Source organism: Acinetobacter sp. ACNIH2 (genome assembly GCF_002934965.1).
GTDB classification, from domain to species: Bacteria; Pseudomonadota; Gammaproteobacteria; order Pseudomonadales; family Moraxellaceae; genus Acinetobacter; species Acinetobacter tandoii.
Genome location: NZ_CP026412.1, coordinates 614,704 through 640,843 on the forward strand (window position 1 = coordinate 614,704; position 26,140 = coordinate 640,843).

The 26,140-nt window shown below is 42.4% G+C and carries 24 protein-coding genes; 3 read left to right on the forward strand and 21 right to left on the reverse strand.

The annotated features are described in order from the left end of the window. Window positions 1-2 precede the first annotated feature (2 nt). Together C3F34_RS02885 and eat are read right to left on the reverse strand one after the other, a co-directional pair. On the reverse strand, window positions 3-1,388 hold the full coding sequence (locus C3F34_RS02885) for an ethanolamine ammonia-lyase subunit EutB (protein ID WP_104441041.1): 1,386 nt from the start codon (window positions 1,386-1,388) through the stop codon (window positions 3-5). Between the two features lie 12 nt (window positions 1,389-1,400). Continuing rightward, window positions 1,401-2,846 carry an ethanolamine permease gene (gene eat / locus C3F34_RS02890; RefSeq protein ID WP_104441042.1) on the reverse strand — a complete coding sequence of 482 codons (1,446 nt, stop codon included), beginning with the start codon at window positions 2,844-2,846 and terminating at the stop codon, window positions 1,401-1,403. Between the two features lie 242 nt (window positions 2,847-3,088). Here eat and C3F34_RS02895 point away from each other — a divergent pair, with 242 nt between their 5' ends. After that, window positions 3,089-3,511, forward strand: coding sequence for a hypothetical protein (locus C3F34_RS02895; protein ID WP_016166011.1), 423 nt, complete (start codon window positions 3,089-3,091; stop codon window positions 3,509-3,511). Window positions 3,512-3,590: 79 nt separating this feature from the next. Here the strand turns inward: C3F34_RS02895 and C3F34_RS02900 are convergent, their stop codons facing one another. Beyond that, window positions 3,591-4,352, reverse strand: coding sequence for a ferredoxin--NADP reductase (locus C3F34_RS02900; RefSeq protein ID WP_044740944.1), 762 nt, complete (start codon window positions 4,350-4,352; stop codon window positions 3,591-3,593). An 85-nt stretch (window positions 4,353-4,437) separates the two neighbouring features. Here C3F34_RS02900 and gigC point away from each other — a divergent pair, with 85 nt between their 5' ends. After that, window positions 4,438-5,316 (forward strand): LysR family transcriptional regulator GigC, encoded by an 879-nt coding sequence (gigC, locus tag C3F34_RS02905; RefSeq protein WP_016166013.1) that lies wholly within the window; start codon window positions 4,438-4,440, stop codon window positions 5,314-5,316. Between the two features lie 50 nt (window positions 5,317-5,366). Here the strand turns inward: gigC and C3F34_RS02910 are convergent, their stop codons facing one another. The 16 genes from C3F34_RS02910 to ndhC all read right to left on the reverse strand — a co-directional run bounded on the left by C3F34_RS02910 (window position 5,367) and on the right by ndhC (window position 22,418). Then, window positions 5,367-6,122: a cold shock domain-containing protein gene (locus tag C3F34_RS02910; RefSeq protein WP_044740945.1), complete on the reverse strand. Its 756-nt coding sequence runs from the start codon at window positions 6,120-6,122 to the stop codon at window positions 5,367-5,369. Window positions 6,123-6,226: 104 nt separating this feature from the next. Continuing rightward, window positions 6,227-6,520 carry a cold-shock protein gene (locus C3F34_RS02915; RefSeq protein WP_044740946.1) on the reverse strand — a complete coding sequence of 98 codons (294 nt, stop codon included), beginning with the start codon at window positions 6,518-6,520 and terminating at the stop codon, window positions 6,227-6,229. A gap of 84 nt (window positions 6,521-6,604) precedes the next feature. Continuing rightward, a complete protein-coding gene (gene upp / locus C3F34_RS02920) occupies window positions 6,605-7,240 on the reverse strand; it encodes a uracil phosphoribosyltransferase (RefSeq protein ID WP_044740947.1) in 636 nt (211 codons plus the stop codon). A gap of 121 nt (window positions 7,241-7,361) precedes the next feature. Further along, entirely contained in the window at window positions 7,362-8,855 is a 1,494-nt protein-coding gene (gene nuoN / locus C3F34_RS02925; protein WP_044740948.1) for an NADH-quinone oxidoreductase subunit NuoN, read from the reverse strand. Window positions 8,856-8,858: 3 nt separating this feature from the next. Then, window positions 8,859-10,466 (reverse strand): NADH-quinone oxidoreductase subunit M, encoded by a 1,608-nt coding sequence (gene nuoM, locus C3F34_RS02930; RefSeq protein WP_026441079.1) that lies wholly within the window; start codon window positions 10,464-10,466, stop codon window positions 8,859-8,861. 7 nt (window positions 10,467-10,473) lie between these two features. Continuing rightward, entirely contained in the window at window positions 10,474-12,363 is a 1,890-nt protein-coding gene (nuoL, locus tag C3F34_RS02935) for an NADH-quinone oxidoreductase subunit L (protein ID WP_044740949.1), read from the reverse strand. Next, window positions 12,360-12,668, reverse strand: a complete 309-nt coding sequence (gene nuoK / locus C3F34_RS02940) for an NADH-quinone oxidoreductase subunit NuoK (protein WP_044740950.1) — start codon at window positions 12,666-12,668, stop codon at window positions 12,360-12,362. Before nuoK ends, nuoL begins: the two co-directional genes overlap by 4 nt. Then, window positions 12,668-13,186, reverse strand: a complete 519-nt coding sequence (gene nuoJ / locus C3F34_RS02945) for an NADH-quinone oxidoreductase subunit J (protein ID WP_171069570.1) — start codon at window positions 13,184-13,186, stop codon at window positions 12,668-12,670. Before nuoJ ends, nuoK begins: the two co-directional genes overlap by 1 nt. Further along, the gene (gene nuoI, locus C3F34_RS02950; RefSeq protein WP_016166021.1) at window positions 13,186-13,728 is read right to left on the reverse strand and encodes an NADH-quinone oxidoreductase subunit NuoI; all 543 of its coding nucleotides are present in this window, start codon (window positions 13,726-13,728) and stop codon (window positions 13,186-13,188) included. Before nuoI ends, nuoJ begins: the two co-directional genes overlap by 1 nt. An 18-nt stretch (window positions 13,729-13,746) precedes the next feature. Beyond that, entirely contained in the window at window positions 13,747-14,763 is a 1,017-nt protein-coding gene (nuoH, locus tag C3F34_RS02955) for an NADH-quinone oxidoreductase subunit NuoH (protein ID WP_044740951.1), read from the reverse strand. A gap of 3 nt (window positions 14,764-14,766) precedes the next feature. Then, window positions 14,767-17,448 carry an NADH-quinone oxidoreductase subunit NuoG gene (gene nuoG, locus C3F34_RS02960; RefSeq protein WP_044740952.1) on the reverse strand — a complete coding sequence of 894 codons (2,682 nt, stop codon included), beginning with the start codon at window positions 17,446-17,448 and terminating at the stop codon, window positions 14,767-14,769. An 11-nt stretch (window positions 17,449-17,459) separates the two neighbouring features. Then, window positions 17,460-18,791 (reverse strand): NADH-quinone oxidoreductase subunit NuoF, encoded by a 1,332-nt coding sequence (gene nuoF / locus C3F34_RS02965; RefSeq protein ID WP_016166024.1) that lies wholly within the window; start codon window positions 18,789-18,791, stop codon window positions 17,460-17,462. Next, the gene (nuoE, locus tag C3F34_RS02970; protein WP_016166025.1) at window positions 18,788-19,297 is read right to left on the reverse strand and encodes an NADH-quinone oxidoreductase subunit NuoE; all 510 of its coding nucleotides are present in this window, start codon (window positions 19,295-19,297) and stop codon (window positions 18,788-18,790) included. The genes nuoF and nuoE overlap by 4 nt, the downstream gene beginning before the upstream one ends. Window positions 19,298-19,310: 13 nt before the next feature. Continuing rightward, complete coding sequence (gene nuoC, locus C3F34_RS02975) at window positions 19,311-21,098, reverse strand: NADH-quinone oxidoreductase subunit C/D (RefSeq protein WP_016166026.1); 1,788 nt, start codon at window positions 21,096-21,098, stop codon at window positions 19,311-19,313. An 87-nt stretch (window positions 21,099-21,185) separates the two neighbouring features. Beyond that, the gene (locus C3F34_RS02980) at window positions 21,186-21,863 is read right to left on the reverse strand and encodes a NuoB/complex I 20 kDa subunit family protein (RefSeq protein WP_016166027.1); all 678 of its coding nucleotides are present in this window, start codon (window positions 21,861-21,863) and stop codon (window positions 21,186-21,188) included. A gap of 6 nt (window positions 21,864-21,869) precedes the next feature. Then, the gene (gene ndhC / locus C3F34_RS02985) at window positions 21,870-22,418 is read right to left on the reverse strand and encodes an NADH-quinone oxidoreductase subunit A (protein ID WP_016166028.1); all 549 of its coding nucleotides are present in this window, start codon (window positions 22,416-22,418) and stop codon (window positions 21,870-21,872) included. Window positions 22,419-22,948: 530 nt separating this feature from the next. On the opposite strand from ndhC, the gene C3F34_RS02990 reads away from it, so the two are divergent. Further along, window positions 22,949-23,305 carry a hypothetical protein gene (locus C3F34_RS02990; protein WP_104441043.1) on the forward strand — a complete coding sequence of 119 codons (357 nt, stop codon included), beginning with the start codon at window positions 22,949-22,951 and terminating at the stop codon, window positions 23,303-23,305. 85 nt (window positions 23,306-23,390) lie between these two features. Here C3F34_RS02990 and bfmS read toward each other — a convergent pair whose 3' ends face one another. Both bfmS and bfmR read right to left on the reverse strand, forming a co-directional pair. Continuing rightward, complete coding sequence (bfmS, locus tag C3F34_RS02995) at window positions 23,391-25,049, reverse strand: sensor histidine kinase BfmS (RefSeq protein WP_044740954.1); 1,659 nt, start codon at window positions 25,047-25,049, stop codon at window positions 23,391-23,393. Window positions 25,050-25,083: 34 nt separating this feature from the next. After that, window positions 25,084-25,800, reverse strand: coding sequence for a response regulator transcription factor BfmR (bfmR, locus tag C3F34_RS03000; protein WP_016166031.1), 717 nt, complete (start codon window positions 25,798-25,800; stop codon window positions 25,084-25,086). Window positions 25,801-26,140 lie beyond the last annotated feature (340 nt).

Below are 26,140 nucleotides of genomic sequence, written 5' to 3' on the forward strand. Positions count from 1 at the left end.
AACTAAGACATCAGCAAGCGTGAAAATCTTTCAGGCATGTGCTGAGGCCATTCCAGTCTTGAACTTTGCTGTTTTAAAATGCCTTGCTGTTCAAGCCAATTATTAAATTCAGGTGCTGGCGCAAGTCCTAAAAGCTGACGAATGTATAAAGCATCATGAAACGATGTGGTTTGATAATTCAACATCACATCATCTGAACCTGGAATGCCCATAATAAAGTTAATACCTGCATTGGCTAATAATGTGAGCAGAATATCCATATCATCCTGATCTGCATCGGCATGGTTGGTGTAGCAAATATCGCAGCCCATCGGGACACCAAGCAATTTTCCGCAGAAGTGGTCTTCTAAGCCCGCACGTATAATCTGTTTACCATTATATAAATATTCAGGGCCAATAAAGCCAACCACGGTATTGACCAAAAAAGGATTATATTTACGTGCCACTGCATAAGCTCGGGTTTCTATGGTTTGTTGATCTACCCCATGATGGGTTTGACTGGAAAGCGCGCTGCCCTGACCTGTTTCAAAATACATCACATTTTGTCCTACGGTTCCTCGCTTTAAGCTGAGTGCAGCCTCATAACCTTCTTGGAGTAAAGCTAAATTAATCCCAAAGGCGCTATTGGCTTGCTCTGTTCCTGCAATCGACTGAAACATCAAATCTATTGGAACTTTTTTATTCGCCAGTTGAATACCTGAGCTTACATGCGTCAGCACACAAGACTGCGTCGGAATATCATATTCTTGTATAATGTAATCTAGCAGCTTTAATAGTTCTGACAGGTTTTGCAGGTTATCAGTTGCAGGGTTTATCCCAATCACCGCATCACCATTGCCGTACATCAAACCATCCAAAATACTAGCAGAAATCCCTAAAACATCATCGGTGGGATGATTGGGTTGTAAGCGTGTCGACAAATGCCCTTCTAAACCGATAGTATTGCGAAACTGGGTAATCACACGGCATTTTTTTGCGACTAAAATCAAATCCTGATTGCGCATAATTTTACTTACAGCAGCCACCATTTCTGGCGTTAAACCCATCTGTAGTGCAGTCAATTTTTCCGTAGTAGCATCGGCACTCAATAACCAATTTCGCAAGTCACCTACTGTAAAATGCGAAATCGGATAGAATGCTTCAGCCTCATGTTCATCCATAATCAGTCGGGTCACTTCATCCTGTTCATAAGGAATCAGCGCTTCATTCAGAAACTGTTTGAGTGGTACATCTGCCAAACACATTTGTGCCGCTACACGCTCGGTTGCATTCTGTGCCGCAATCCCTGCAAGCTGATCACCCGAACGTTCAGGCGTCGCCTTTGCCATAAGTGTTTTTAAATCTGAAAAAACATAATGTTGATGTGCAACATCAATCCGATAGATCACTGCCCAGACTCCTTAAGTATTGAGTTCTTGTTCTGCTGCCTGAATATTGGCAAATTCTTCTTCTGGAGTGCCTGCGACCAAATGATGACGGCTATAAATTAAGAAATACAGGATAAAAACCGTGTAAATTGCGGCCGCCATAAACCACACTTTTGGATCGACCACAAAGCCTGCAACCGTTGCTATTGCTGCTAAAACTAAGGCAATCGAAGCGGTGACAATACCACCAGGGGCTTTGTAGGGACGAGGCATATGCGGTTTAGCAATTTTCAATTTAATATAAGCCATCATCATCAGTACATAAGAAATGGTGGCCCCAAAAACTGCCATCAAAATCAGTAGATCACCTTCACCTGATAAAGACAGCATAAACCCAATCACTCCAGGAATAATGATGGCTAAATGTGGTGCATGGTTTTTATTTGTTAATGAAAGTTTCTTAGGTAAATAACCCGCGCGAGACAGGGCAAAAATCTGGCGTGAATAAGCATAAATAATCGAGAAGAAGCTCGCAATTAAGCCTGCTAACCCCACAAAATTAACAAAACCTGCTAACCAAGTATTTTCGCCATAGACCACTTTTAACGCATCTACCAATGGTGCACCAGACTCTTTTAAGGTATCAGCGCCTGCGGCACCCGCACCCAAAAATAAAATGGCTAAGGCAAACACAGCTAAAATCAGCATTGAACCGATCAAACCACGTGGTAAAGATTTATGTGGCTCCTTGGCTTCTTCTGCCGCCAAAGGCACACCTTCCACCGCCAAGAAAAACCAGATGGCATAAGGCACAGCCGCCCAAATGCCTAAATAGCCCAAAGGCAAAAATGCACTAGCCCCAACTGCATCAGTTTTGACAGGAATATTGAGTAAATTCTGACTGTCAAAGTGTGGCAACATCGCCACAATAAAAACCAGTAATGCTACGGCAGCCACGGCGGTAATAACGAAAATAATTTTTAAGGCTTCTCCCGCACCTTTAAGGTGAATGCCCATAAAAAACAGATAACAAAGTAAATAAACGAACCAGCCACCAATCCCAAATAAAGATTCACAATAGGCGCCAATAAACACAGCAATTGCAGCAGGAGCAATCGCATATTCAATCAGGATTGCGGTTCCCGTTAAATAGCCCCCCAAAGGTCCAAAGGCAGTCCGCCCAAAGCTGTAACCTCCTCCCGCCGTAGGCAGCATGGTCGACATTTCTGACATGGCTAAACACATACATAAATACATGATGGCAACCACAATCGTGGCAATAAACATGCCACCCCATCCACCTTGTGCCAAGCCAAAATTCCAGCCTGCAAAGTCCCCAGAAATAACATACGCAACGCCTAACCCAATCAGTAATAGCCATCCGACAGCGCCTTGCTTGAGTTTGCGTTGAGCAAAATATTCTGTATTGGAATGATGATCTGAATGAGTGTCAGCAACTATACTTTTGACATTTGACATAGGCACCTCGCATTTGCTTGATGCTAAAGAACAATGCATAAGCCATACCAATTTTAACTTTTTGTTCAAATTGATTTGTATTTATAAAAAAGCAGATGGTCTGCTTTAAGAACATAAACGTTTTTGCTTGATGGGGGATATTGTTACAGCTCAGCGCACGTCAAAGAATATGTAACCATTTGCCGCAATACTGCGAAACTAGAGTATAATTATGCACCTCATTTTAAATGCTCCTAATCTTTATGGCGTATAGTCAACAAAGTGTCACACTTGATCTTGACACCGACGTCACACATCAATGTTCACTACACTACACACGTGATCAGCATCTGATTGGTATTATTGAATTTACCAAGCCAAGCTATGTGCTGAAATGGGGTGATTTAGAATATTTCCGTCGTCGTACTGAAGAATTTTCAGTCATGCCTTTTCCAGAATGCGTGAATGCCATGATTGTGGACATTCGCAATATAGCGGCATTTTTAGATAATGAAGTGCCAATTTTGCCTTGGCGTTTAGTGGAAGAAGAATGCCCTGTCCGTTTAGTGGTGCCACAAGATCGTCTGGAATATTATGCAGGCTTTTTTGAACCAACATGGCTCAGCACAGATTTAGACAGTGCCATTTATGAAATTCGCGATTTCATGGATATGTTCGTGCACTAAGTTTTAGTGACAAAAAATCCTCCTAAATGGAGGATTTTTAATGTTCATTCAAAATGCTGATAACCAATGAAATTGGGGTTTACCAATAATTTTCTACCGCGATATTGCCCTCACCACGGCGATTCATTGTTAAGCCACGAGCTTTCAACGCCTCTTTGGTATCTTCTACCATTTGCGGATTACCACACAACATCACATGACTTGTTGCAGGATTCAGTTGGTAGCCAACAGCTTGTTCAAGTGCACCATTCTCGATCAATATTGGCAAACGATCATGCAATACGGCTTGCGGATCACGGGTCACAATCGGCACAAATTTAAAACCTGTATGCCCTTCACCAAAAGTCTGCGCAATCTCTTGAATACGCTCAACATAAGCCAATTCGGAAGCAGTACGAACACTATAGATCAAATAAATATGTTGATATTTGCTCCATGTGTCAAAGTCTTGCAGCATGGAAACAAAAGGTGCTAAGCCTGTGCCTGTTGCCAATAGCCATAAATCCTGAGGTAATGGCAACTGATAACGGGTAAGTGTTAAAAATCCATAAGGGATTTTTTCTAAATACAGTTCATCGCCCACTTGTAAGTGTTGCAAGTTGGAGGTAAATGCCCCATCAGGTACTACAATTGAAAAGAATTCTAAGGTTTCATCAAACGGTGAAGACACAATTGAATAGGCTCGAACAACCAATTCATCGCCAACTTTTAAGCCAATACGGGCAAATTGACCTGCGGTAAACTTAAAATGTGCAGGACGTGTCATGGTGAAACTAAATAAAGTATTGGTCCAACGCTGAACAGATAAAACCTTTTCTACGCTAAATTTTTCAATTGACATGATTTCGACGTGGCATCAAAGACTGCGCTCATGTTAGCATGACAATATAATTTATTAATATTTTTTAAATGTTAAGGCTACATTCATGCGCATGACTTTACGCCAATTGGCTGTTTTTGTAGCAGTCGCTCAGGAAGGCACCGTCACCAAAGCCAGCGACGCGGTGAAGTTGACTCAAAGTGCTGCAAGTATGGCACTGGCAGATCTGGAAGACGGCTTAGGGGCTCCTCTGTTTGACCGTTTGGGTAAGCGTCTGCAATTGAATGATCTAGGTCGTTTCTTATTGCCACAAGCCCTTGAAATTTTAGGACGCTGTGAAGCCTTTGAACAAGCGGCAAAAGGTGAATTACAAAGTATCGATTTGCGTTTAGGGGCAACCTTAACCATCAGTGATTACTTAATGCCTGATTTAATGGCAGATTTTTTACAAATTCAACCACAAGCACATTTACAACTTCAGGTGGGTAATACGCGCCAAATGATTGAGGCAGTCAACCAATTTCAGTTAGATCTGGCTTTGATTGAAGGTTCATGCCACTTACCTCAACTCCAATGTATCCATTGGCGGGATGATGAACTGGCGGTCTGTTGTGCCCCTAATCATCCCTTGGCACGCTTGAATCGTGAACTCAGTCCTGCTGACTTTGACAATGTCGAATGGATTCTCCGCGAAGAAGGTTCGGGTACTCGTGAAGTGTTTGACAATGCCATTTTACAAGATTTGCCTGATGCCAATATCCGCCTGACCCTTGGGCATAACGAAGCGATTCTTAAAATTGTTGCGGGTGGTTTGGGCATGTCCTGTATTTCTAAACTCGCGATTGAACCTTTACAAGAAAAAGGACACTTAGTGGTACTGAATACACCATTCTGGCAACTCTCACGACCATTATTCATGTTAGTACATCGCCAAAAGTATCAAGGGCCTGGTTTAAAAGCCTTTATGAAGTTCTGTGAAGGTTAATCTGCTATTTTAAAAATGCTCCTAGACAGGAGCATTTTTTATTTCAGAATTTATCTTCTAAACTGCTTCTCACATGGCTCACCATCATGATTGCCATCCATTTGTGTATTTGGGCAATTTCTTATGAAAAATACGGCTTCATCATAAGATCGCATCTGACTACAGTGTGTGCGTCCATCACATTTAAAATCAGCAATCGGATCATTTTTTTGTACAATAGCTAATTTTGAAGCTTCAGATTTGGGCGATACACTTATATTCCTCTGTTGCGTATTCACCGCATATCCAACTGTATCTAAGTTTTTGCGTCCCTGAACCGAGAGAATTCGATCAGGTAAATGACCCAATGCTTCTCGCTGTTGCTCCACAATTCGCTTTTGTTCTTTAATGAGTTGTTCTGCTTTTAATTGTTTGGCTACGCGATGATCCTGCACTTTTTGATAGGCGACAAAACCTAATCCAGCAATGACAATCAGAACGAATAAAACCATGTATTTTAAACGTGATACAGATTTTCTTGGCAGAACAATTTTCTCTGCGGGCGGTATTGATCTGTAATTGAAACTATGCTGCTCAAGAAGCGGTTGATCTTCTGGCTTTAAATTTAAGCGTACAATATCAGATGCCTTAAATTTTCCTTGCTCCTCGGTTACGCGAAACTTGAGCAACTCTCCCTCATTGGGCTTAATGTGCCAACTTGGGAAATCTTTAATGTGGAAAAAGATGTCTTTCGGCTCATCCTCAACCTGAATAAAACCAAAACCACGTGTAGAATTGTAGTGCTTGATCTTCCCCTCAAGAAACATAATTCGCCCTAAACTTTTTTATTTTTTTCTATTCTAATCAATAAAAAAGAGACCCTAAAGCCTCTTTTTAAAATTCAAAAAAAAATAATTCTATTAGTTCGTGATCAACGTCTAAAGTTTGACAATAAAGCTGAAGTAATCGATTTATTGTGTGTCGACACTTTAGACTTTTTCGCTTTGGCAGAATTGTCTGCTACACGTTCAATTTTAATTGCTTTGAATTTGTTGCCATTCTCGACGATTAAAAATTTCACCCGTTCATTGCGTTTCGGCTCACCATCTGCAAGCGGAAAATCAGAGATATGAAAGAAAATATCTTGCTCAGGCGTCGTAATAAAACCATAGCCTTTATCTGCGTTGTATTGGGTAATTTTCCCTTGTTGAAATTCAGATTTCATTCATTTCCACCTATTCTGCCAACATGCTGGATACAGTATATAAAAAAGAGGCTGTTACAGCCCCCATTTTCAGCCATAACACTATTAATCTTTTTGCACTGAGCCAAAGATTTTGTCACCAGCATCACCTAAACCAGGCACGATATAGCCTTGTACATTCAAACCCTCATCAACAGAAGCAGTAAAAATCGTCACATCTGGATGTGCAGTTTCCACCTTTTTAATACCTTCAGGTGCTGCAACCAAAACCATGACACGAATATCTTTACAACCGCTGGCTTTCAATACATCAATGGCCGCAACCAATGAAGAACCCGTTGCCAACATTGGGTCAATGATCATCGCAATACGGTTTTGAACATCTGGAACCAATTTTTTATAGTAAGTACGCGCTTCTAATGTTTCTTCATCACGCTCTAACCCCAATACTGAAACTTTCGCACTTGGAATCAGATTTAAGAAACCATCCAACATGCCAATCCCTGCACGTAAAATTGGTACCACGGTAATTTTTTTACCCGCAATACGTTGTGTCGTGACTTTACCCGCCCAACCATCTACTTCATGATCTACCACAGGTAAATCTTTGGTTGCTTCATAAGTCAGTAACATGGTCACTTCCTGTGCCAATTCACGGAAATTCTTTGTACTAATATCAGCACGACGTAATAAACCAAGTTTATGTCGAATCAGAGGATGACGAATTTCATGAATAGCCACGGGAGTACACCTAAAAAGATCTAAATATAATTCATCTTATTATAAATGTTTTTTATAAATCTTATAAGAAAAAAAGCCTCCGACTGGCGGAGGCTTTTTAATTAACACAATAATTTTTCAATTATTGACGCGTTAACATGAAATGCAATGGAGATAAAATCTCAGCTTGTAAAGCCATTTTGATAATTGGATCTGGATAGATACCAATAACCAATACTGCAAGTGCTGCGAGTAATACCATAATACCACCCACTTTTTGACCCCAGTGATCAACAGCATCAATACGTGGCGTATCTGGTGGAGTCATGTACATCACAACCATTACACGGAGATAGTAGTACAAGCCGATACCTGAACCTACCACAATCATCGCAGCCAAGAACCAGTGCTGAGTCGTTACTGCAGCCATCACCACCAAGAACTTACCAATGAAGCCAGCAGTTAATGGAATACCCGCTAAAGACAACATCATGACAGTTAAGGTTGCAGTTAACACTGGACGGCGCCAGAATAAACCACGGTAATCAGCCAGACTTTCTGCTTCATCAACGTTGTTGTAAGGGCTAGACATTAATGCAACTGCACCGAACGCACCAATTGTCGTTAATACATAAGTGATCACGTAAACTGATACGTTGCCCAAGCTTGCATAAGTCATGCTAATTAAACCAATCAACAAATAACCAAAGTGTGCAATCGATGAATAACCCAGAATACGTTTCAAGTTCACTTGACGTACTGCCAAGAAGTTACCCACTAAAATCGAAAGCACAGCAATAATAGTAATGATCGTAACTAACGATTCAACCAAAATTGCGCCAGAAGTTAGTAAGTAACGTACAAATAAACCAATCGTCGCAACTTTTGCAGCAGTTGCAAGGAAAGTCGCAATCGGAGCTGGCGCACCTGCGTAAACATCAGGCGTCCATTTGTGGAATGGTGCCAATGAAAGCTTAAAGCCCACTGCAAAAATAATCAGCGCTAAACCAAGGAGTACCATTGGTTGACGAATATTTTGCATTAATGCTTGGAAAGATTCGTAGAAAGACAATGAACCTGTATAAGCATAAATGTACGCCATACCCATCAGCAACATTGCCGAAGCTGTTGCAGAAAGAACCAAGTATTTAATACCTGCTTCTAATGAGTTTGCACGCTGATGCGTATAAGCCAACATACCGTAAACAGGAATCGACATTAACTCTAAGCTAATGAAGAAAGACGCATAGTGCGAACTTGCTACCATTAACATTGCACCCGCTACCGAGCACAGCATCAAGATATACAGTTCTTCACGGTTATCTTTATAAGTTTCAATATAAGCATGTGACAAAGTACAACATGCTAGCGATGCAACCAAGATCACCAATTGGTAGAGCATGGTGAACGGATCCACCATGAACATACCCATCACGTTTGATGGCGCAAATTGCCCACCAAACATGTTCAATAAAATATTTGCCGCAGCAAGGTTTAAGCCGACCACAGAAGCTGTTGCGATTAAATTATGATTACGTTTAATCGAAGTGAGAATCATCACAACGATCGCAGTCAACGCCACGATCATTACAGGAGCTAATGGCATAAGCTCAGAAAAAGACATTGTGAAGTTCATGGCTTATTGCATCTCCACATTTTCGAGTTGAACAGATGCTTGATGCACAACGTCAACGACTTCTTGAACTGGAATGTAGCTGTTTGCTAACCACGCCATGCTTGAATTTGAAATATCAAGGAAGGTTTGTGGGTAGAGACCAAGCCAAAGCAGACCAAATGCACAAATTAATAGAATACCAACTTCACGCGCATTCAAATCTTTCAGTGGACTTGCATAATGCTCTTTTTGTGCTTCATTTGGTGTACCAAATAGAGCTTTGTGAATCAAAATTAGACCATAAAGCCCAGCGAATACTAAGCTGATTGCAGCCAAAATCGTGAATACTGGGAACTTGGCATAAGAACCCATCAAGATCAGGAACTCACCAATGAAGTTACCTAAACCAGGAATACCCACTAACGCCGCTACGAAGAACATGAGGAAGAATGAAAGGTATTGGAATTGACCACGAATACCGCCCATTAAACGCATGTCACGTGTATGTAAGCGCTCATAAACCTGACCACACATAATGAACAGTGCAGCAGAAGATAAACCATGCGCCAACATCATGATCATCAGACCTTGGAAGGTCAAAATGTTACCTGCATACAATGCAAGTAAGATGAAGCCCATGTGTGAAATTGAAGTATAAGCCAACAGACGCTTCATATCGGTTTGCTGGAAAGCACACCAAGCACCGTAGAAAATACCAATTAGACCCATGATGATTGCGATGTCTGCAAACTGTGCAGAAGCCGCTGGGAAGAACGGAATAACGAAACGAAGTAAACCGTATGCTGCTGTCTTAATCAAGATACCCGCTAAGTCTACAGAACCTGCTGTAGGTGCTTGCGCATGTGCATCTGGTAACCAGCCGTGTAATGGGAATACAGGAAGTTTTACTGCAAAACCCACAAACAAACATAACATGAATGCATAAGCTACCGCAGGAAGCTGTGCATCAAGCGTATTCGCTACACCTAACAAGTAGTTGTAATCAAAGCCAATCATACCTGTCATCATGTATCCATAAACCACTAGGCCTAGAATACCGATGAGCATGATTAAACCAGCAACTTGCGTATAGATGAAGAACTTGGTTGCAGCGTAAACACGTGATTTACCATCTGCACCACGGTGTCCCCAAAGTGCAATCAAGAAGTAGATTGGAACAAGCATCATCTCCCAGAAGAAGAAGAACAAGAACATATCAATCGAAATGAATACACCGATGACGCCGCCCAATGACCATAACAGGTTCAAATGGAAGAAGCCTACGTTCTTTTGAATCTCACCCCAAGAACAACCAACCGCCAAAATACCCAACAGCGCAGTTAAGCCCACCATTAATAATGATAAACCATCAACGGCTAAGTGGATATTGATGCCGAGGGTTTGAATCCACGGCAAGAAAAACTCTGCAGACCATGTTGGGACTTTTGCACCCAATTCATAGCTGTAAGTACCCGTTTGCCATAAAGCGACAGTTAAGCCCAAAGTAACGAGCATACCTACAAGCGCAATATAGCGTGGTAGTTGTTGGTCGAGCTTATCGACCAACCAACATAAAAAACCTGCAATGAACGGTACGAGGATCAGCGCGGGCAAAACCATGTTGTTTGTGATTTCCATCTTATTTCCCCACTACCTGAATCACGACTAAGATCATCAGTAGAACCACAATGCCCAGTGACATGCTCGATGCGTATTCACGCAATGAACCTGTTTGACGAGAGCTTGTAAAGCCGTTACCAGCTTTCACAATTGCAGGTAATACCAGCCATAAACCATCAATTGGGTCACGACCACAAATCTTAGCAATCAGTAAATATGGTTTTACGAAAATCAGGTCATACAAGGTATCGAAACCGAGTGCATTGCGGCAAATATTCGCCAAACCTGCACCCAATGAAGTTTTCGCAAAACTTTTCACTGCACCGTAAGCAAAAGCAAATAAGATTACACCAATCACAAGACCGGCAAGCGCGATACCCACGGCAATATGTTCTGCACCGTGTACACCTGCTTCCATCGCTTCTGGAATAATCACTGCTGGAATTTTTGCAGCATTCAAAATGCTTTCTACTGGTGCTTTAAGTGCTGCACCAACGAAAGTTGAAAGAACCGCTAAAATTGCCAAAGGCCCCCAGTACGTCACGCCTTTGATTTCGTGATATGGCGTATTTTCTTTACCAAAGAATACAACCCAGATTAAACGGAATGTATAGATTGAAGTTAAGAAAGCACCTGCAACACCTGTCCAGTATAAGCAGTCATATAAAGCCACCGCCTGACCTTTCATCCATACTGCACCCAAGATCGCATCTTTCGAGAAGAAACCGACAGTAATGAATGGAATTGCAGCCAATGCACCGCCACCAATGGCGAAGCAAGCGAACAGGAATTTATTCTTGTAGAACAAACCGCCCATTTTGAAAATGTTTTGTTCGTGGTGGTAAGCCAAGATCACCGCACCAGAAGACAAGAATAATAATGCCTTGAAGAATGCGTGAGTCAACATGTGGAACAGACCTGCTTGGTATGCTTCAGCACCCACTGCCATAAACATATAACCTAACTGACTCATGGTTGAGTAAGCCAAGATACGTTTGATATCGGTTTGAACCAATGCAGCAAAACCAGCAACCAACAAAGTCACAGCACCCGTAATCGAAATGAACATCATCACTTGAGGAGCCATTTCAAATACAGTGTACATACGGCAGCAAAGATATACACCCGCAGTTACCATTGTCGCTGCGTGGATCAATGCAGATACTGGTGTAGGACCAGCCATCGCATCTGCTAACCATGTTTGCAGTGGAATCTGCGCAGATTTACCTGCAGCACCGAGGAACAACATCAATGCTGTCCAGATTGCCATAGATGAACCTTGCGTTAATACTGTAGGTGCCGCAGCAACCACTTCTGCAATGTTTAAAGTACCGAACTGTTGGTAAATTAAGAACAATGCAATCAGTAAGAACACATCACCGACACGTGTTACTGTAAATGCTTTGATTGCCGCAAAACCATTTTCTGGGTTTTGGTAGTAATAACCAATCAGCAAGTACGAGCACAGACCTACACCTTCCCAACCTAAGAATAACAATGCCAAGTTATCGCCAAGAACCAGCAACAACATGCTTGCAACGAACAGGTTGAAGTAAGAGAAGAAACGTGCAAAGTCTTCTTCACCACGCATGTACCATGACGCAAAGATATGAATCAGGAAACCTACACCTGTAATCATGCCCATCATCAATAATGATAAGCCATCTAGGTGCAAACTAATGCCTGGTGCGAAATCACCAACTTGGAACCAAGTCCACAAGTGTTGTACTTGTGGCGCAGAACCATTGTTAACGAAATCCATCCCCGCAATAAGGGCAAATAAAGCAGATAGACCTACAGCCCCAACGCCAATAATCGCTGCAACTTTCTCAGGTAAATTCTGGCGCCCCGCCGCTAATAAGACAAAACCGATTAGCGGGAATAAAACTGTTAAATATAAATAACTCATCCGCGCATCTCACTAGCAGCATCCACATCCAAATGATGGAAGCGATGATAAAACTGAAGGACGATCGCAAGACCGATACAAGCCTCTGCCGCAGCAAGGGTCAAAATCAGAATGAACATGACTTGCCCATCTGGTTGTGCCCATGCGCTACCCGCCAAAACGAATGCCAACGCAGCAGCATTCATCATAATTTCAAGGCTCATTAACATAAATAATAGGTTGCGTCGAACCATTACACCGTAAAAACCCAGTGCAAAAAGAATGGTCGCAACGATCAAACCATGTTCTAAAGGGATGTTGCCCATTATTCTTTGTCCTCTTCTGCACTTGGCTCACGTTTACCTAAGTGGAATGCTGCAACCAGTGCTGCAAGCAATAACATCGCGGCAACTTCTACCAATAATAAGTAGTGAGTAAAGAGTGCTTGACCAACGGCTTTCGGACCTACGATTTCAGTACCCATCACAGGGCCTGCTGTAGTGTAGTCTGAACCTAACATCCAAACTAGAATCAAGCCCATTAGGAAGCTCATAAGTGCTGGATATGCCCATGCCGATGATGTTAACCATTTGCGTTCTTGATCAACTGTATGTTGACCAAGGTTCAGCATCATCACCACGAACACGAATAACACCATGATCGCACCAGCATAGACGATAATTTCCAGTGCACCAGCAAATGGTGCCCCCACAATCATGAACATCCCTGCAACAGCAAGCAAAGACACGATCAAGCTAAGTAACGCATGTACAGGGTTCGCGTTAGTAACAACACGAACCGTAGAAACGATGGCCACGAGTGCCATCAAATAAAACGGCCACATCATGGTAATAGACTCCGTACATCAACAGGTGCGCTTTCACGTTGCGCCTGACCTTTTTCTTTACCTGTTACAGCCATACCTGTAACACGATAGAAGTTGTAGTCTGGATATTTACCAGGACCTGAAATGAGTAAGTTTTCTTTCTCATAAACTAGGTCTTGACGAACGTACTCACTTAATTCGAAATCAGGTGTCATCTGAATTGCAGTGGTTGGACACGCTTCTTCACACATCCCGCAGAAAATACAACGCGAGAAGTTAATACGGAAGAATTCTGGATACCAACGACCATCTTCTTTTTCAGCTTTTTGTAGTGAAATACAGCCAACTGGACATGCAACAGCACATAAGTTACATGCCACACAACGCTCTTCACCATCTGGATCACGCGTTAATACAATACGACCACGGAAACGTGGTGGTACGATTTCTTCAGCTGGTACTTCTGGATATAAAATCGTGTCACGTTTACGTGTCACGTGGCTGAATACCATCCACAATGAACGTACAATTGACCCAACTCCAGCTAGAAACTTAAACATTTTGTTCTCCCTGCTGTCTTAGGCCTGATTCATCAGAATCACAGCACCAGTCACAAGTAAGTTGACCAATGCCAATGGCAAGCAAATTTTCCAACCAAAGTTCATCACTTGGTCATAACGTGGACGCATTAATGAACCACGCGCCAATACAAACATCATTACGAAGAATGCTGTTTTGATAATGAACCAGAATGCTGGTGGAATGAACGAAATCTCAAGGTTGAATGGCGCTAACCAACCACCGAAAAATAAAGTCACGATAAGTGCAGAGATTAAAACGACGTTGACGTATTCCGCAACGAAGAACATCCCCCATTTCATACCGCCATATTCGACGTGGTAACCTTCAGCCAATTCTTGTTCTGCTTCTGGTTGGTCAAATGGATGACGGTGAGTTACCGCAACACCTGCAACCACGAAGATCATGAAGCCTAAGAATTGAGGAATAACAAACCAAACATCACGTTGTGCTTCTACAATTTCACGCATGTTGAATGAGCCTGCAATTGCGACTACACCCATAAGTGAAATACCCAAGAATACTTCGTATGAAATTGTTTGCGCAGCTGAACGTAAACCGCCTAGTAATGCATATTTGTTATTTGAAGCCCAACCACCAAATAACACTGCATAAACTGCAATACCAGCCATTGCCATAAAGAACAATAAGCCAATGCTCATGTCTGCCACACCCAAATATGGGCTAACAGGAATCACCATGAACGACAGTACAGCAGTTGCCATCGCAACTGCTGGCGCTAAACGGAAGGTTAACTTGTCGGCGAATTTTGGTGTCCAGTCTTCCTTAAACATGATTTTCAACATGTCGGCAACAATCTGGAACATACCGCCAGGACCAACACGGTTTGGACCGTAACGGTCTTGCCATAAGCCGAGCAAACGACGCTCGATAAATGACATCAATGCTGCAATCAGAACCACCACCAATAAAATGACAACGGCTTGAATAACAGAGTACGCAATTGGCCAGTTTTCAGCCCAGAGCGGTGTTTGACGTATAATTTCTTGATTCATGAATTACACTCCTACCGCGACTGAAACTGGTTCTGCTAAAGAAACAGTCGGTGCAAGACCAATTGGATAACCGATATAGCCTGCTGGTAAATATTCAATGACTTGAACTGGCAGGCTAATGCTCGTTTCGCCTGCTTTCACCGTAATTTGTTGTCCATTTTGAACATTCAAACGTGCTGCATCTTGTTCACCCACAGCAAACATTGCTTCAGGAATACGAGACTGCATAGCAGGTGTTTTCACCGTGAATTCACCAGAAGCAAAAATGTGATGCATCGGCACTAGACGGAAGCTTTCAGGGTTAACAACAACTGCTGAAGGTGCAACATAAGTACGTGCTGGACGTTTCGGTAAACGATCGAATAAACGAACACCCGAATCACCACCTTTTAAATGACCACCCACATTGTCTTGGAATTTATTCCATGCTTGTGGAGAGTTCCAACCTGCTGACCACGCAAATGGCACAAGTGCTGACGGTGTTTGAGTCCCCACATAACCTTCCATAGAGAATGTTAATGCAGAGTCAATGTCAGTCGGTTGTTTTGGCTCGTGAATCGATAACGGTGCACGAATTGCAGTACGACCTGAATAACGACGTGGTTCACGTGCGATTTTCAAACCATGAACACGGAAACCAGCATCTGGTGCAACATCTTCAATTGCTTGTAATGCTGGAACATTCTTCGCAACAGTTTCAATCACATCATCAAGCAATGTCCAAGAAATTGCTTTGCCTTTTAAGCCAGTTTCAATGGCATGTAACCAACGCCAAGATTCTTTGATCGCATATTCAGGTTTGTAGTAGCTTGGGTCATACACTTGGTAGAAACGTTGTGCACGGCCTTCTTGCGAAACAACAGTACCATCACCTTCAGCGAAGCTTGCAGCAGAAAGTACAATCGAAGCTTTCTTCACAGTTTCAGTTTCAGAGTGATCAAGCACAATCACATCTTTTGCTTTGTCAAGTGCTGCATCGACCTGAGCTGTAGGTAAACGACGGTAAAGATCGTTTTCAACCACAATTACAGTGTCATAATCTTGTGCAAATGCTTGCTCCAAGCTTTGACCACCTAAGATTGCCAAGCCCATTGAGTTCACTTCTGGAACAGTCAAGGTCAAGCCAGCGTTACCCAAGTTTTGAGCAACTTGTGCAGCGGCTTCCATGATTGCAGGATCTTGTAAGCTTGTACCTGAAATCACTAAAGGTTTCTTCGCTGCTTTTAACGTGTCTGCAATGGTTTGCGCAAATGCTTTCGCATCTTCAGCCAAACCAGAAACCACTTCACCTTTCAATGCCGCAGCAACTGCAAAACCTAAACGTGCGATATCATTTGGAGAGGCAACTACCTCGCCTGTCGCAACGTCCGCTAAACGAGTTTGAGTTGCAGCCAAGATATAAATTGGAGATTTTGCATCTTGTGCAATACGTTGTACAGGTTCAGCCAACCAATCTTGGGTACGACGTTCTGCGGCCATTTCTTTAGCTTTATTTTTCGCTGCTTGACGAACAGACAATGCCATACGAGGTGCAGTTTGTGTTAAATCTTCACCTAAGATTAACACCGCGTCATAGCTTTCAATTTCACGCATGTTCGGGTTGTAAACACCCTCGGTTTGCATGATTGAAGCAGCTAATTCAACCAGATTTTGCTCTTTTTGAGACATACCCGTTGAATAGTTGTCTTGACCTACTAATTCGCGAAGTGCGTAGTTCGATTCGAGCGATGCACGTGGAGAACCAATACCTAAGACTTTTTTGCCTTGGATATTTGCAATCACGGTGTCTAATGCTTGATCTACAGAAACAACAGTTGCTTCAGCACCATCACGGAACTGTGGTTGACGTGGACGATCTGCACGGTTTACATAACCCGTACCGAAACGACCTTTGTCACACAAGAAGTATTGGTTTACTTCACCGTTGAAACGGTTTTCTACACGACGTAATTCACCATAACGCTCACCCGGTGAAATGTTACAACCTGAAGAACAGCCTTGGCATACGCTTGGCGCATACTGCATGTCCCATTTACGGTTATAGCGTTCAGAATGAGTCTTATCTGTGAATACACCTGTAGGACAAACTTCAGTCAAGTTACCTGAGAATTCAGATTCTAAAGTCCCTGATTCTGGACGACCAAAGTAAACGCGTGATGCATTGGCATAGACACCAAAGTCCGTACCGCCAGCGTAGTCTTTGTAGTAACGAACACAACGGTAACATGCGATACAACGGTTCATCTCGTGCGCAATAAACGAACCTAATTCTTGGTTGTAATGCGTACGCTTGGTGAAACGGTAACGACGACGGTCATGTTGAGTCATTACAGTCATATCCTGTAGATGACAGTGACCACCTTCTTCACAGACTGGACAGTCGTGTGGATGGTTCGTCATCAAAAACTCAACAATTGACGCACGGAAGTCTTTCGCTTCTTTGTCTTCAATCGAGATGTAGGTATTGTCAGATGCAGGTGTCATACATGACATGACCAAACGACCACGCGTATCTTCTGGATTCGCGTATTGAGTCACAGCACATTGACGGCATGAACCGACAGAACCTAAGGATGGATGCCAACAAAAATATGGGATGTCGATGCCAAGGCTTAAACATGCTTGCAGCAAGTTTTCAGAGCCGTTGACTTCATACGATTTTCCATCGACATGAATTGTAGCCATAGTCGAATTCCTTAAGCTTGTTCTACGTTGCTAGTTCGAGCGGCAGCATCTACTACCTTGGCTTCAAACTCGCTACGGAAATATTTAAGTGCGCCCATTAACGGTTCCATTGCACCTGGAGCATGTGCACAGAAAGTTTTACCAATCCACAACTTACGCGTCAGTTCTTGTAAGTGATCGATATCTTCTTTCTTACCCGTGCCATCTTCCAATGCTTTAAGCGCTTTAACCGCCCAAGGTAAACCATCACGACAAGGCGTACAGAAACCACATGACTCACGTGCAAAGAATTCTTCTAAGTTACGTGTAGCAGAAACCATACATTGAGTTTCATCAACCACCATCAACAAGCATGTACCTAAACGTGAACCTGCTTTCATGATGCTCTCCGCATCCATAGGAAGGTCAATGTGTTCAGCAGCCAAGAAGTCTGTAGATGCACCACCTGGTAACCAAGCTTTTAACTTAAGACCATCACGCATACCACCCGCATGCTCTTCGATCACTTCACGTGCAGTCGTACCAAATGGAAGTTCCCATAAACCAGGGAATTTAACCTTACCTGATGCACCATAAATTTTGGTGCCTGGATCTTTCGATTTACCAGCAGAAAGGTTGATATACCATTCAGGGCCACGCAGCATGATTGCTGGTAAGTTGTTGTAAGTCTCTACGTTGTTGACAATCGTAGGACGACCCCAAGCACCTGCAACTTGCGGGAATGGCGGTTTAGTTCGTGGGTTGGCACGACGACCTTCAAGCGAGTTAATCAATGCAGTTTCTTCACCGCAGATATAACGACCCGCACCGGTATGCACATGCATTTCGAAGTTCCAGCCAGTTCCAAGGATGTTTTCACCCAAGTAACCTTTGGCACGGATTTGCTCTAATGCTTCATTTAAGTATTGAGCAGCTTCAATGTATTCACCACGGATGAAGATATAACCATGCGTTGCTTCAAGGGTATAACCCGCAATCAACATCCCTTCGATCAATTGATGAGGAAGTTTTTCCATCAACAAACGGTCTTTAAAGGTACCTGGTTCCATTTCATCGGCATTACAAATCAGGTAACGTGGACCTGAGTTGTCATTTGGTGCCATCAGTGACCATTTGATCCCTGCTGGGAAGCCCGCGCCACCACGACCTTTAACGGTTGCAGCTTTAATAACTTCAAGCACATCTTTTGGCGGCATGGTTAATGCTTTTTTAAAGCCCGCATAACCTTCAAGCGCTTCATAGTCATCTGCACTACGAACAAACTCTTGTTTACTCAAGCGCCAAGTTAATGGATGAGTTTCTGGGTTACCGTCGCCATAAATTGGTTTTGGTTCGGTATTCATACATACTTCTCCAATAACTGTTTCACTGAAGTCACTTCAACTAGACCGTGTGTGTCTTCATCAATCATCAGTGTTGGACCCTTGTCACAGTTGCCTAGGCAACAAATTGGTAACAAAGTAAAACGACCGTCTGCAGTCGTTTGACCAAACTGAATACCCAACTCACGCTGGAATGCCTCAGCCAATGTTTCCGCGCCCATCAAGAAGCACGCAATCGAGTCACAAAGCAAAATTACGTGACGACCTACTGGTTGACGGTAAATACGGTTATAGAATGTTGCAACGCCTTCAAGATCTGCAACGCTCATGCTAAGCATTTGAGCAATCGCATTCATTTGCGCATCATCTACCCAACCATTACGGCGTTGTACACACTTCAGCGCGTCAAGACAGGCTGCACGTGGGTACGGATAGTGATCAATGTGATGTTCGATATCGTGAATTTCTTCCGCAGTCAAAATTCCTTCAACGTTCACACGTGGCTTTTTATCAGTCAAAATCATCATAATGCGTTACCCCTTAGCGATCCACGTCAGCCATTACGACGTCAATTGTCGCCAAATAAATGATCAAGTCAGATACCAGACTGCCGTTAATCACTGAAGGCATTTGCTGTAAATGGGTGAAAGTTGGTGTACGAATACGGGTACGGTAACTCATAGTCGACTTGTCAGAAGTCAAGTAGTAGTTACTTGCACCTTTCACCACTTCAGCCATCACAGAGGCTTCACCAGCAGGCATTACAGGACCCCAAGATACGCTTAAGAAGTGCGTAATCAAGGTTTCAATATCTTGTAAAGTCTTGTCTTTTGGTGGTGGAACAGCCAATGGGTGATCCGCTTTGTATGGACCAGATGGCATGTTATCCAAGCACTGTTTGATGATTTTCAACGACTGTTCGATTTCACGGTAGTGAACGATAACACGCGCATAAGCATCGCCTTCGTACTCTACTGGCACTTCGAAGTCATAGTTTTCATAACCACTGTATGGGCGGTATTTACGAACGTCAAAGTCGATACCTGTTGCACGAAGACCTGTACCTGTTACACCCCAAGCTAATGCAGATTTTGCATCGTATTGCGCAACATTACGGGTACGACCTTCAAATACAGAGTTTTTAAGTGCTGCTGTATGGTATTCTTTCAAACGTTTAGGCATCCATTCAAGGATTTCACGAATCAAGTGCTGCCAGTTGTTTGGAAGATCATGTGCCGTACCACCGATACGGAACCATGCTGGGTGCATACGGTAACCTGTAATCGCTTCAATTGCGTCATAGATTTTTTGACGGTCAGCGAACATATAGAATACAGGGGTCATACCACCCGCATCCTGAATTGCAGTACCAATATATAACAAGTGGTTATTGATACGGAACAACTCAGACATCATGACACGGATACATTGCGCACGATCAGGCACTTGAATGCCCGCAAGCTGCTCAACACCCATCACGTATGGCATGTTTTGCGCACAACCACCTAAGTAGTCAACACGGTCTGTATACGGAATGAATGAATGCCAAGTTTGACGTTCAGCCATCTTTTCCACACCACGGTGGTGATAACCGATATCAGGCACACAGTCTTTCACTTCTTCACCATCTAACTGCAAGATCACACGGAATGCACCGTGCGCAGATGGATGGTTAGGACCTAAGTTCAGGAACATGAAGTCTTCGTCAGCATTTCCGCGTTTTAGACCCCAATCTTCAGGGACAAAACGCAAGTGCTCTTGCTCGAAGTCTTGTTTCGCTTGGTTCTGCATGTACGGTGTATATTCCGTAGCACGTGCAGAGTATTCCTTGCGTAGCGGATGACCTTCCCAATAGGTTGGCAGCAAAATACGACGGAGCATTGGGTGCCCTTCGAAATTAATGCCGAACATATCGTAAGCTTCACGCTCGTACCAGTTTGCATTTGGCCAGATATTAGTTGCAGTTGGAATATTGAGATCACTCTCATTCAATGCAACTTTAATACGAATATCCGTATTGCGCTCTAATGACAATAAGTGATAGAACACTGTAAAGTCAGACGCAGGCAAACCGTCACGGTGAGTACGTAAACGCTCATCTACCGCAGACAAGTCAAACAGCATCACGTAAGGACGTGACACTGTACGCAAGAACATTAAAACTTCTTGTACGCGTGCGCGCTCAACCCAGACCGTTGGAAAATCTTCACGAGTCGTTTGCACATAGAAGTTCTCACCAAATTTGGTTTTAAGTTCTTCTATGATTGCAAATGCTGGGCGTGAATCAACTGCTGTTGATTCTGGCATAGCAATGTCAGTTTCAGCCATTGGCTTGGCTTCCTATTTAATACAAATTCAGTCAACCTTAACGACAATTACACCCATCTCGGGTGCATCAAACATTCATCGTTAAAATTATTTAATTTCATCCATAGAGCGTAAGTTTTTCACCGCAATACGCTGTGCATTCTTACGATCGCGCTCTGGCATCATCTTTGGCTTATATACTGGCTGAAGATCATCACCAATCACGGCAGATAGCGGACGACGCTCTAATTGAATTTGGTCCTGTAACAACATTAATGCTTGGATTAATGCTTCTGGACGTGGCGGACAACCTGGGATGTACACATCGACAGGAATGATTTTATCGACACCTTGCACTACAGAGTAGATGTCATACATACCACCTGAGTTTGCACAAGCACCCATTGAAATTACCCATTTAGGCTCTAACATTTGCTCGTACAAACGCTGAATAACAGGCGCCATCTTAACAAAGCATGTACCTGCCACAATCATCAAATCTGCCTGACGTGGTGAAGCACGAATTACCTCAGCACCAAAACGTGATAAGTCATGCACACCAGTTAAGGTCGTTGCATACTCTACGTAACAGCAAGATGTACCAAAGTTAAACGGCCAAACTGAGTTCTTACGTCCCCAGTTTACTGCTGTGTGTAACACGTCTTCTAAACGAGTCATGAACACATTCTTATTCACTTCTTCTTCAAGCGGATCTGTAACGATCTGACGCTCCTGAAGTGGATATTGATCAGCATTCGGATTCGCACGGGTTAAGGTATATTTCATCCCGAGTTACTCCTTATCAGATGAGACAGTCGGTGATTTTGCTTTCACACGACCAGATGATTGAGCTGGGATATGACCCGTAGGGTCTGTTACCAATTCTTCAATAGAGTTAAAACGTGTAATGTCAGCAATATTCATATTTGGAGAGCCAACTTTAATCACTTTACCAGCAGCTTTACGACGGTCTGTAGGTGCCCAATTCAACGCACCCACTGAAACTGCATAAACCAATGCAATCAATAAATCGACCACAAAAATTACAACAGTTGTAAAACCGAACCAGCCCACTTCACGTACAGAAGTAGACCATGCGTAAAGATAAAGCGCTTCTAAGTCAAAAACCACGAAGAAAATAGCAACCAAATAGAACTTTGCAGACAAGCGAATACGTGCACCACCTGCACCCACTACGCCTGACTCAAACTGCTCTTGTTTAGCACGGCCCCATGACTTACCCCCAAGGAGTAATGGAACTGTGAGCATAAAAGCACAAAGAAATGTAACGCCGATCACGAAGGCAATAATTGCCCATTCGTATGGAGTAATGGCACTCATGCGGGGATAACTCCTGGCAGGCCTATTTATTAACAAAGAATGTATGTATTGGCCTTCAAATACACCAAACACAAAATTAATCCCGCCAATTGTACCTGATTTATGATTTCACTTGCTAGTTTATAGGTCTTAGTCTTTTGGATGATTTTTTGAGCTTTTTTCTATATTTCTGCGCATAAAACACTGAAACCCACCCCACTATCGCTTTATTGAATAAAAAAATAAAATTCCATCATTTTTTTCAACATGGCTTTCATTTAATGTGGATTTCTGCGCAAAGCTGAATTGCTGAAATCCTTTATTTGTCGAGCCAGACAGCAAATTTTGACAGTACTGGTAATTCAGAAATAATCCAATATCACACTCTAGGTGTTTTATAAATTTGGGGTAAAAATTACCAAGATGACGGAACCACTTTTAAACAAATTCTTTTTTTATTTACAACACTGCTACACGACTAAAATTACGCAAAGATCATGATTATGGTATTCCTATATCATCATGTAAAACAAATAATAAGGAGCAACCATATGAATTTAGAATTCACTCATAAACCAAATTATTACTTGTTTGCACAACTGCTCATTCGTCATATTGAAAACTATATTACAAAGCATCCTGATGCAAACAATGCAATATTTGATCTACGTGACGTCTATGAGTTATTCCGTCAGGATCGCGCTTCAACTACGACCAATTTAGACGGAATATTCAACATAGTAGATGACTATAAAGTGGAAACATTAAACGGAGACCAAAAATTAATTACAGGTCACTCTATTGATACTGTAAACAATTCGTTATTAATCGATTTCAATCAAGAAGCATTAGAAAGTCTCAAGAACGGTAAACAAATTATTGAACCAGACGCCAGCATTTTGGATTAAAACACTATAAATACAAGTAGATAAAAGCCCAGCTAAATCTCTTTAAGATCAATACTGGGCTTATCAATAATTTAAAAGTAAGAACTTAATTATCCAAACTTTCTTTGGACCCTAATTTCTTTTTATTCGTCTTCGCGAAACGCTTTGCAGGCCAACTCATGGTGAATCTAGCACCTTTTAAAGTTGGGCTCGCATCAACTTCTATACGTCCACCAAACCAATAAGCAATACGACTCACAATGGAAAGCCCCAAACCATAACCACCTGAGGCACGGGTACGGCTATCATCCAAACGAGCAAAAGCCTCAAAAATGCGTTTACGGTCATCTTCGGCAATACCAGGACCATCATCTTCAACGCAAACATAAGCCATGCCCGCATCGGTTATGCCACCACTGATCACAACCTTATGATCACAGTAACGTACTGCATTTCCCACCAAGTTTTGCACCACACGATGTAGGTAACGGCGCTCTGCATCTACAACAACAGTTGGCAAGGGAGCTTCTACAATAATTTCTTTTTGTGTTTTTAATGCTTCCGTTTCTGTAGCAACTTGCTCAAGCACTTCAGCCAACACAATTTTTTCAAAATCAAGCGAAGGTGTGCCCTGCTCCAACTTGGCATAAGTCATGATTTCATCAATTAAAGTATTTAGTGCCTCAATATCTTTATCAATCATGTCGACTTGCTGTATGCGATACTCATAATCATCTTCCTCCGCAAGCATTTCCATACCGAATCGAATACGTGCCACAGGCGTTCTGAGCTCATGCGAAACTGCACGCATTAATTCTCGCTGCGCTTCAATCAAACGCTGAATATGGTCTGACATACTGTTATAGCTTGATGCCAAGCTTGCCATTTCGTCAGTACCATCAATGGGTAAGCGCAGACTCAAATCGCCCGATTTCATGCGATTCAATGCATAGTTCACTTCGCGAATCTTACGCTGCATAGGCAATATCAGACCATAAACGCCCAAGCTCAAGACAAATAAGCTGAGTAAAGTAATACCCGCTGCCAATTGGAATGGCATCCAATTAAACAAAGGCACTGGTCCCAGTACCAAAACCTCGGATGGCGTACTTGGAATAGGAGAAACAATCGAAATAGTTGTGCCGCGTACTGTGGCACTATCACGATATAAGATAATGCTATGATCTAAGCGTAAACGCCCAATTTGCTCTGAATCTAAAGGAAGATTTTGTACTTTCTCAATTTCAATTGGATAGGAAAAATGCTTCTGAATTTTCTCCAGATATTCTTTTTCCTGTCCTGGGTAGTACACCAGATAATCCAGAATAAAAATAGGTAGCGCTTTCATTTGACGCTCACCAATTTTATCTACCTTTACATATAGATAGTGATTGGTATCATTTTTTAAGCCGATAATAATATAAGCAATTGAGTTTTGCGCATCATAACGCACAGCAGCCTTTTGCTGACTAATACGTTTTTGTTCAGCTCGTGAAAGGTCAACCTTGTTAGCATCGACATAATAAATAGGCAATTCTAACAAGTCTGAAGCATCAGAAATCCAGTCTACCTTTTGTTGGACTGTCTGCTGACGCGCAATCCCCTCACTGATAATAAATGAAATACCATCAGTTAAAGACTCACGATATTCTTGCGCACGCTGGTAATTAATAATTTGCACCAGCAAATAAGCAAACAGCGCCACGATTGCAACCAGCACAACCAGACCTGCATAGATGCGCAAGAATATACTGTGTTTAAACACGAAAATGTCCTGTGTGAATCAAGAGTGATGTAAATTACATTCCGTTAGTTTCTTTAACAAAAAGATAGCCTTTACTACGCACAGTCTTAATTCGTTTCGGATTTTCTGGATCATCGCCAATTTTTGGACGAATACGCGAAATACGGACATCAATTGAACGGTCTTGACCATCGTATTCAATACCACGTAGACGTTCAAAAATGTCTTCACGCGATAAAATACGTCCTGCATTTGAAGCCAACAACCAAAGCAAGTCATACTCAGCGCTGGTAAAATCAACCAATTCACCATTTAAGGTTACAGAACGACCACCGTTATCAATCACCAAATCGTCAAATTCGATGCGTTGTGCCACTTCATCTTCTGGAGCTTTATCGGTACGACGCAACAATGCACGAATACGTGCAAGCAAAACACGTGGCTGAACAGGTTTAGCCACGTAGTCATCTGCACCCATTTCCAAGCCAAGCACCTGATCCATATCTTCAGTACGAGCGGTAAGCATTAAAATTGGTTGATGATAATGTGGACGCACTTCACGACAAATGGTTAAACCATCTGCACCAGGTAACATTACATCGAGCACCACTAAATCTGGTTGCTCAGCAATAATACGACGAATGGCACGGTTGCCATCTGGTTCTACCCCAACTTCCAATCCATTACGAATTAAATACTCTTGGGTTAAACGTGCAAGACGCTCATCATCTTCTACAATTAAAATTTTCGGTAACTTTTCTTCTTGGCTCATAAACTGCCCCTTCAATAGGATGAAGCGTATCTTTTAAAAATCCGACAGATACGACGTAATATAATTTTGCAATATACACACGTTTACATTGTAAACAAGATGCTATTCACCAAACTGATACATCTAAGTAGCTTTTTGTAATATTTTTTAATCGTTGAATTAATTGGCTTTTTCAGTTTGTCATTTTTTGAACTCAATTCCACACATCTTATTACAAAATGGATAATTATTAATCAAATCAGGCAATTGATCATAAACTGTCTGATCAGTTTTATTCTTTTTTACTTATCCACAAGGTTATCTATAAGCAGATAAATAGAGCTTTGCTATGCTATGCCCT

Coding starts and splice junctions, on each gene's coding strand:
- eat (WP_104441042.1), bottom strand. CDS start 2,846: ATGTCAAATGTCAAAAGTATAGTTGCTGACACTCATTCAGATCATCAT.
- C3F34_RS02895 (WP_016166011.1), top strand. CDS start 3,089: ATGGCGTATAGTCAACAAAGTGTCACACTTGATCTTGACACCGACGTC.
- C3F34_RS02900 (WP_044740944.1), bottom strand. CDS start 4,352: ATGTCAATTGAAAAATTTAGCGTAGAAAAGGTTTTATCTGTTCAGCGT.
- gigC (WP_016166013.1), top strand. CDS start 4,438: ATGCGCATGACTTTACGCCAATTGGCTGTTTTTGTAGCAGTCGCTCAG.
- C3F34_RS02910 (WP_044740945.1), bottom strand. CDS start 6,122: ATGTTTCTTGAGGGGAAGATCAAGCACTACAATTCTACACGTGGTTTT.
- C3F34_RS02915 (WP_044740946.1), bottom strand. CDS start 6,520: ATGAAATCTGAATTTCAACAAGGGAAAATTACCCAATACAACGCAGAT.
- nuoN (WP_044740948.1), bottom strand. CDS start 8,855: ATGAACTTCACAATGTCTTTTTCTGAGCTTATGCCATTAGCTCCTGTA.
- nuoL (WP_044740949.1), bottom strand. CDS start 12,363: ATGAGTTATTTATATTTAACAGTTTTATTCCCGCTAATCGGTTTTGTC.
- nuoK (WP_044740950.1), bottom strand. CDS start 12,668: ATGGGCAACATCCCTTTAGAACATGGTTTGATCGTTGCGACCATTCTT.
- nuoJ (WP_171069570.1), bottom strand. CDS start 13,186: ATGTGGCCGTTTTATTTGATGGCACTCGTGGCCATCGTTTCTACGGTT.
- nuoI (WP_016166021.1), bottom strand. CDS start 13,728: ATGTTTAAGTTTCTAGCTGGAGTTGGGTCAATTGTACGTTCATTGTGG.
- nuoH (WP_044740951.1), bottom strand. CDS start 14,763: ATGAATCAAGAAATTATACGTCAAACACCGCTCTGGGCTGAAAACTGG.
- nuoG (WP_044740952.1), bottom strand. CDS start 17,448: ATGGCTACAATTCATGTCGATGGAAAATCGTATGAAGTCAACGGCTCT.
- nuoF (WP_016166024.1), bottom strand. CDS start 18,791: ATGAATACCGAACCAAAACCAATTTATGGCGACGGTAACCCAGAAACT.
- nuoE (WP_016166025.1), bottom strand. CDS start 19,297: ATGATGATTTTGACTGATAAAAAGCCACGTGTGAACGTTGAAGGAATT.
- nuoC (WP_016166026.1), bottom strand. CDS start 21,098: ATGGCTGAAACTGACATTGCTATGCCAGAATCAACAGCAGTTGATTCA.
- C3F34_RS02980 (WP_016166027.1), bottom strand. CDS start 21,863: ATGAAATATACCTTAACCCGTGCGAATCCGAATGCTGATCAATATCCA.
- ndhC (WP_016166028.1), bottom strand. CDS start 22,418: ATGAGTGCCATTACTCCATACGAATGGGCAATTATTGCCTTCGTGATC.
- C3F34_RS02990 (WP_104441043.1), top strand. CDS start 22,949: ATGAATTTAGAATTCACTCATAAACCAAATTATTACTTGTTTGCACAA.
- bfmR (WP_016166031.1), bottom strand. CDS start 25,800: ATGAGCCAAGAAGAAAAGTTACCGAAAATTTTAATTGTAGAAGATGAT.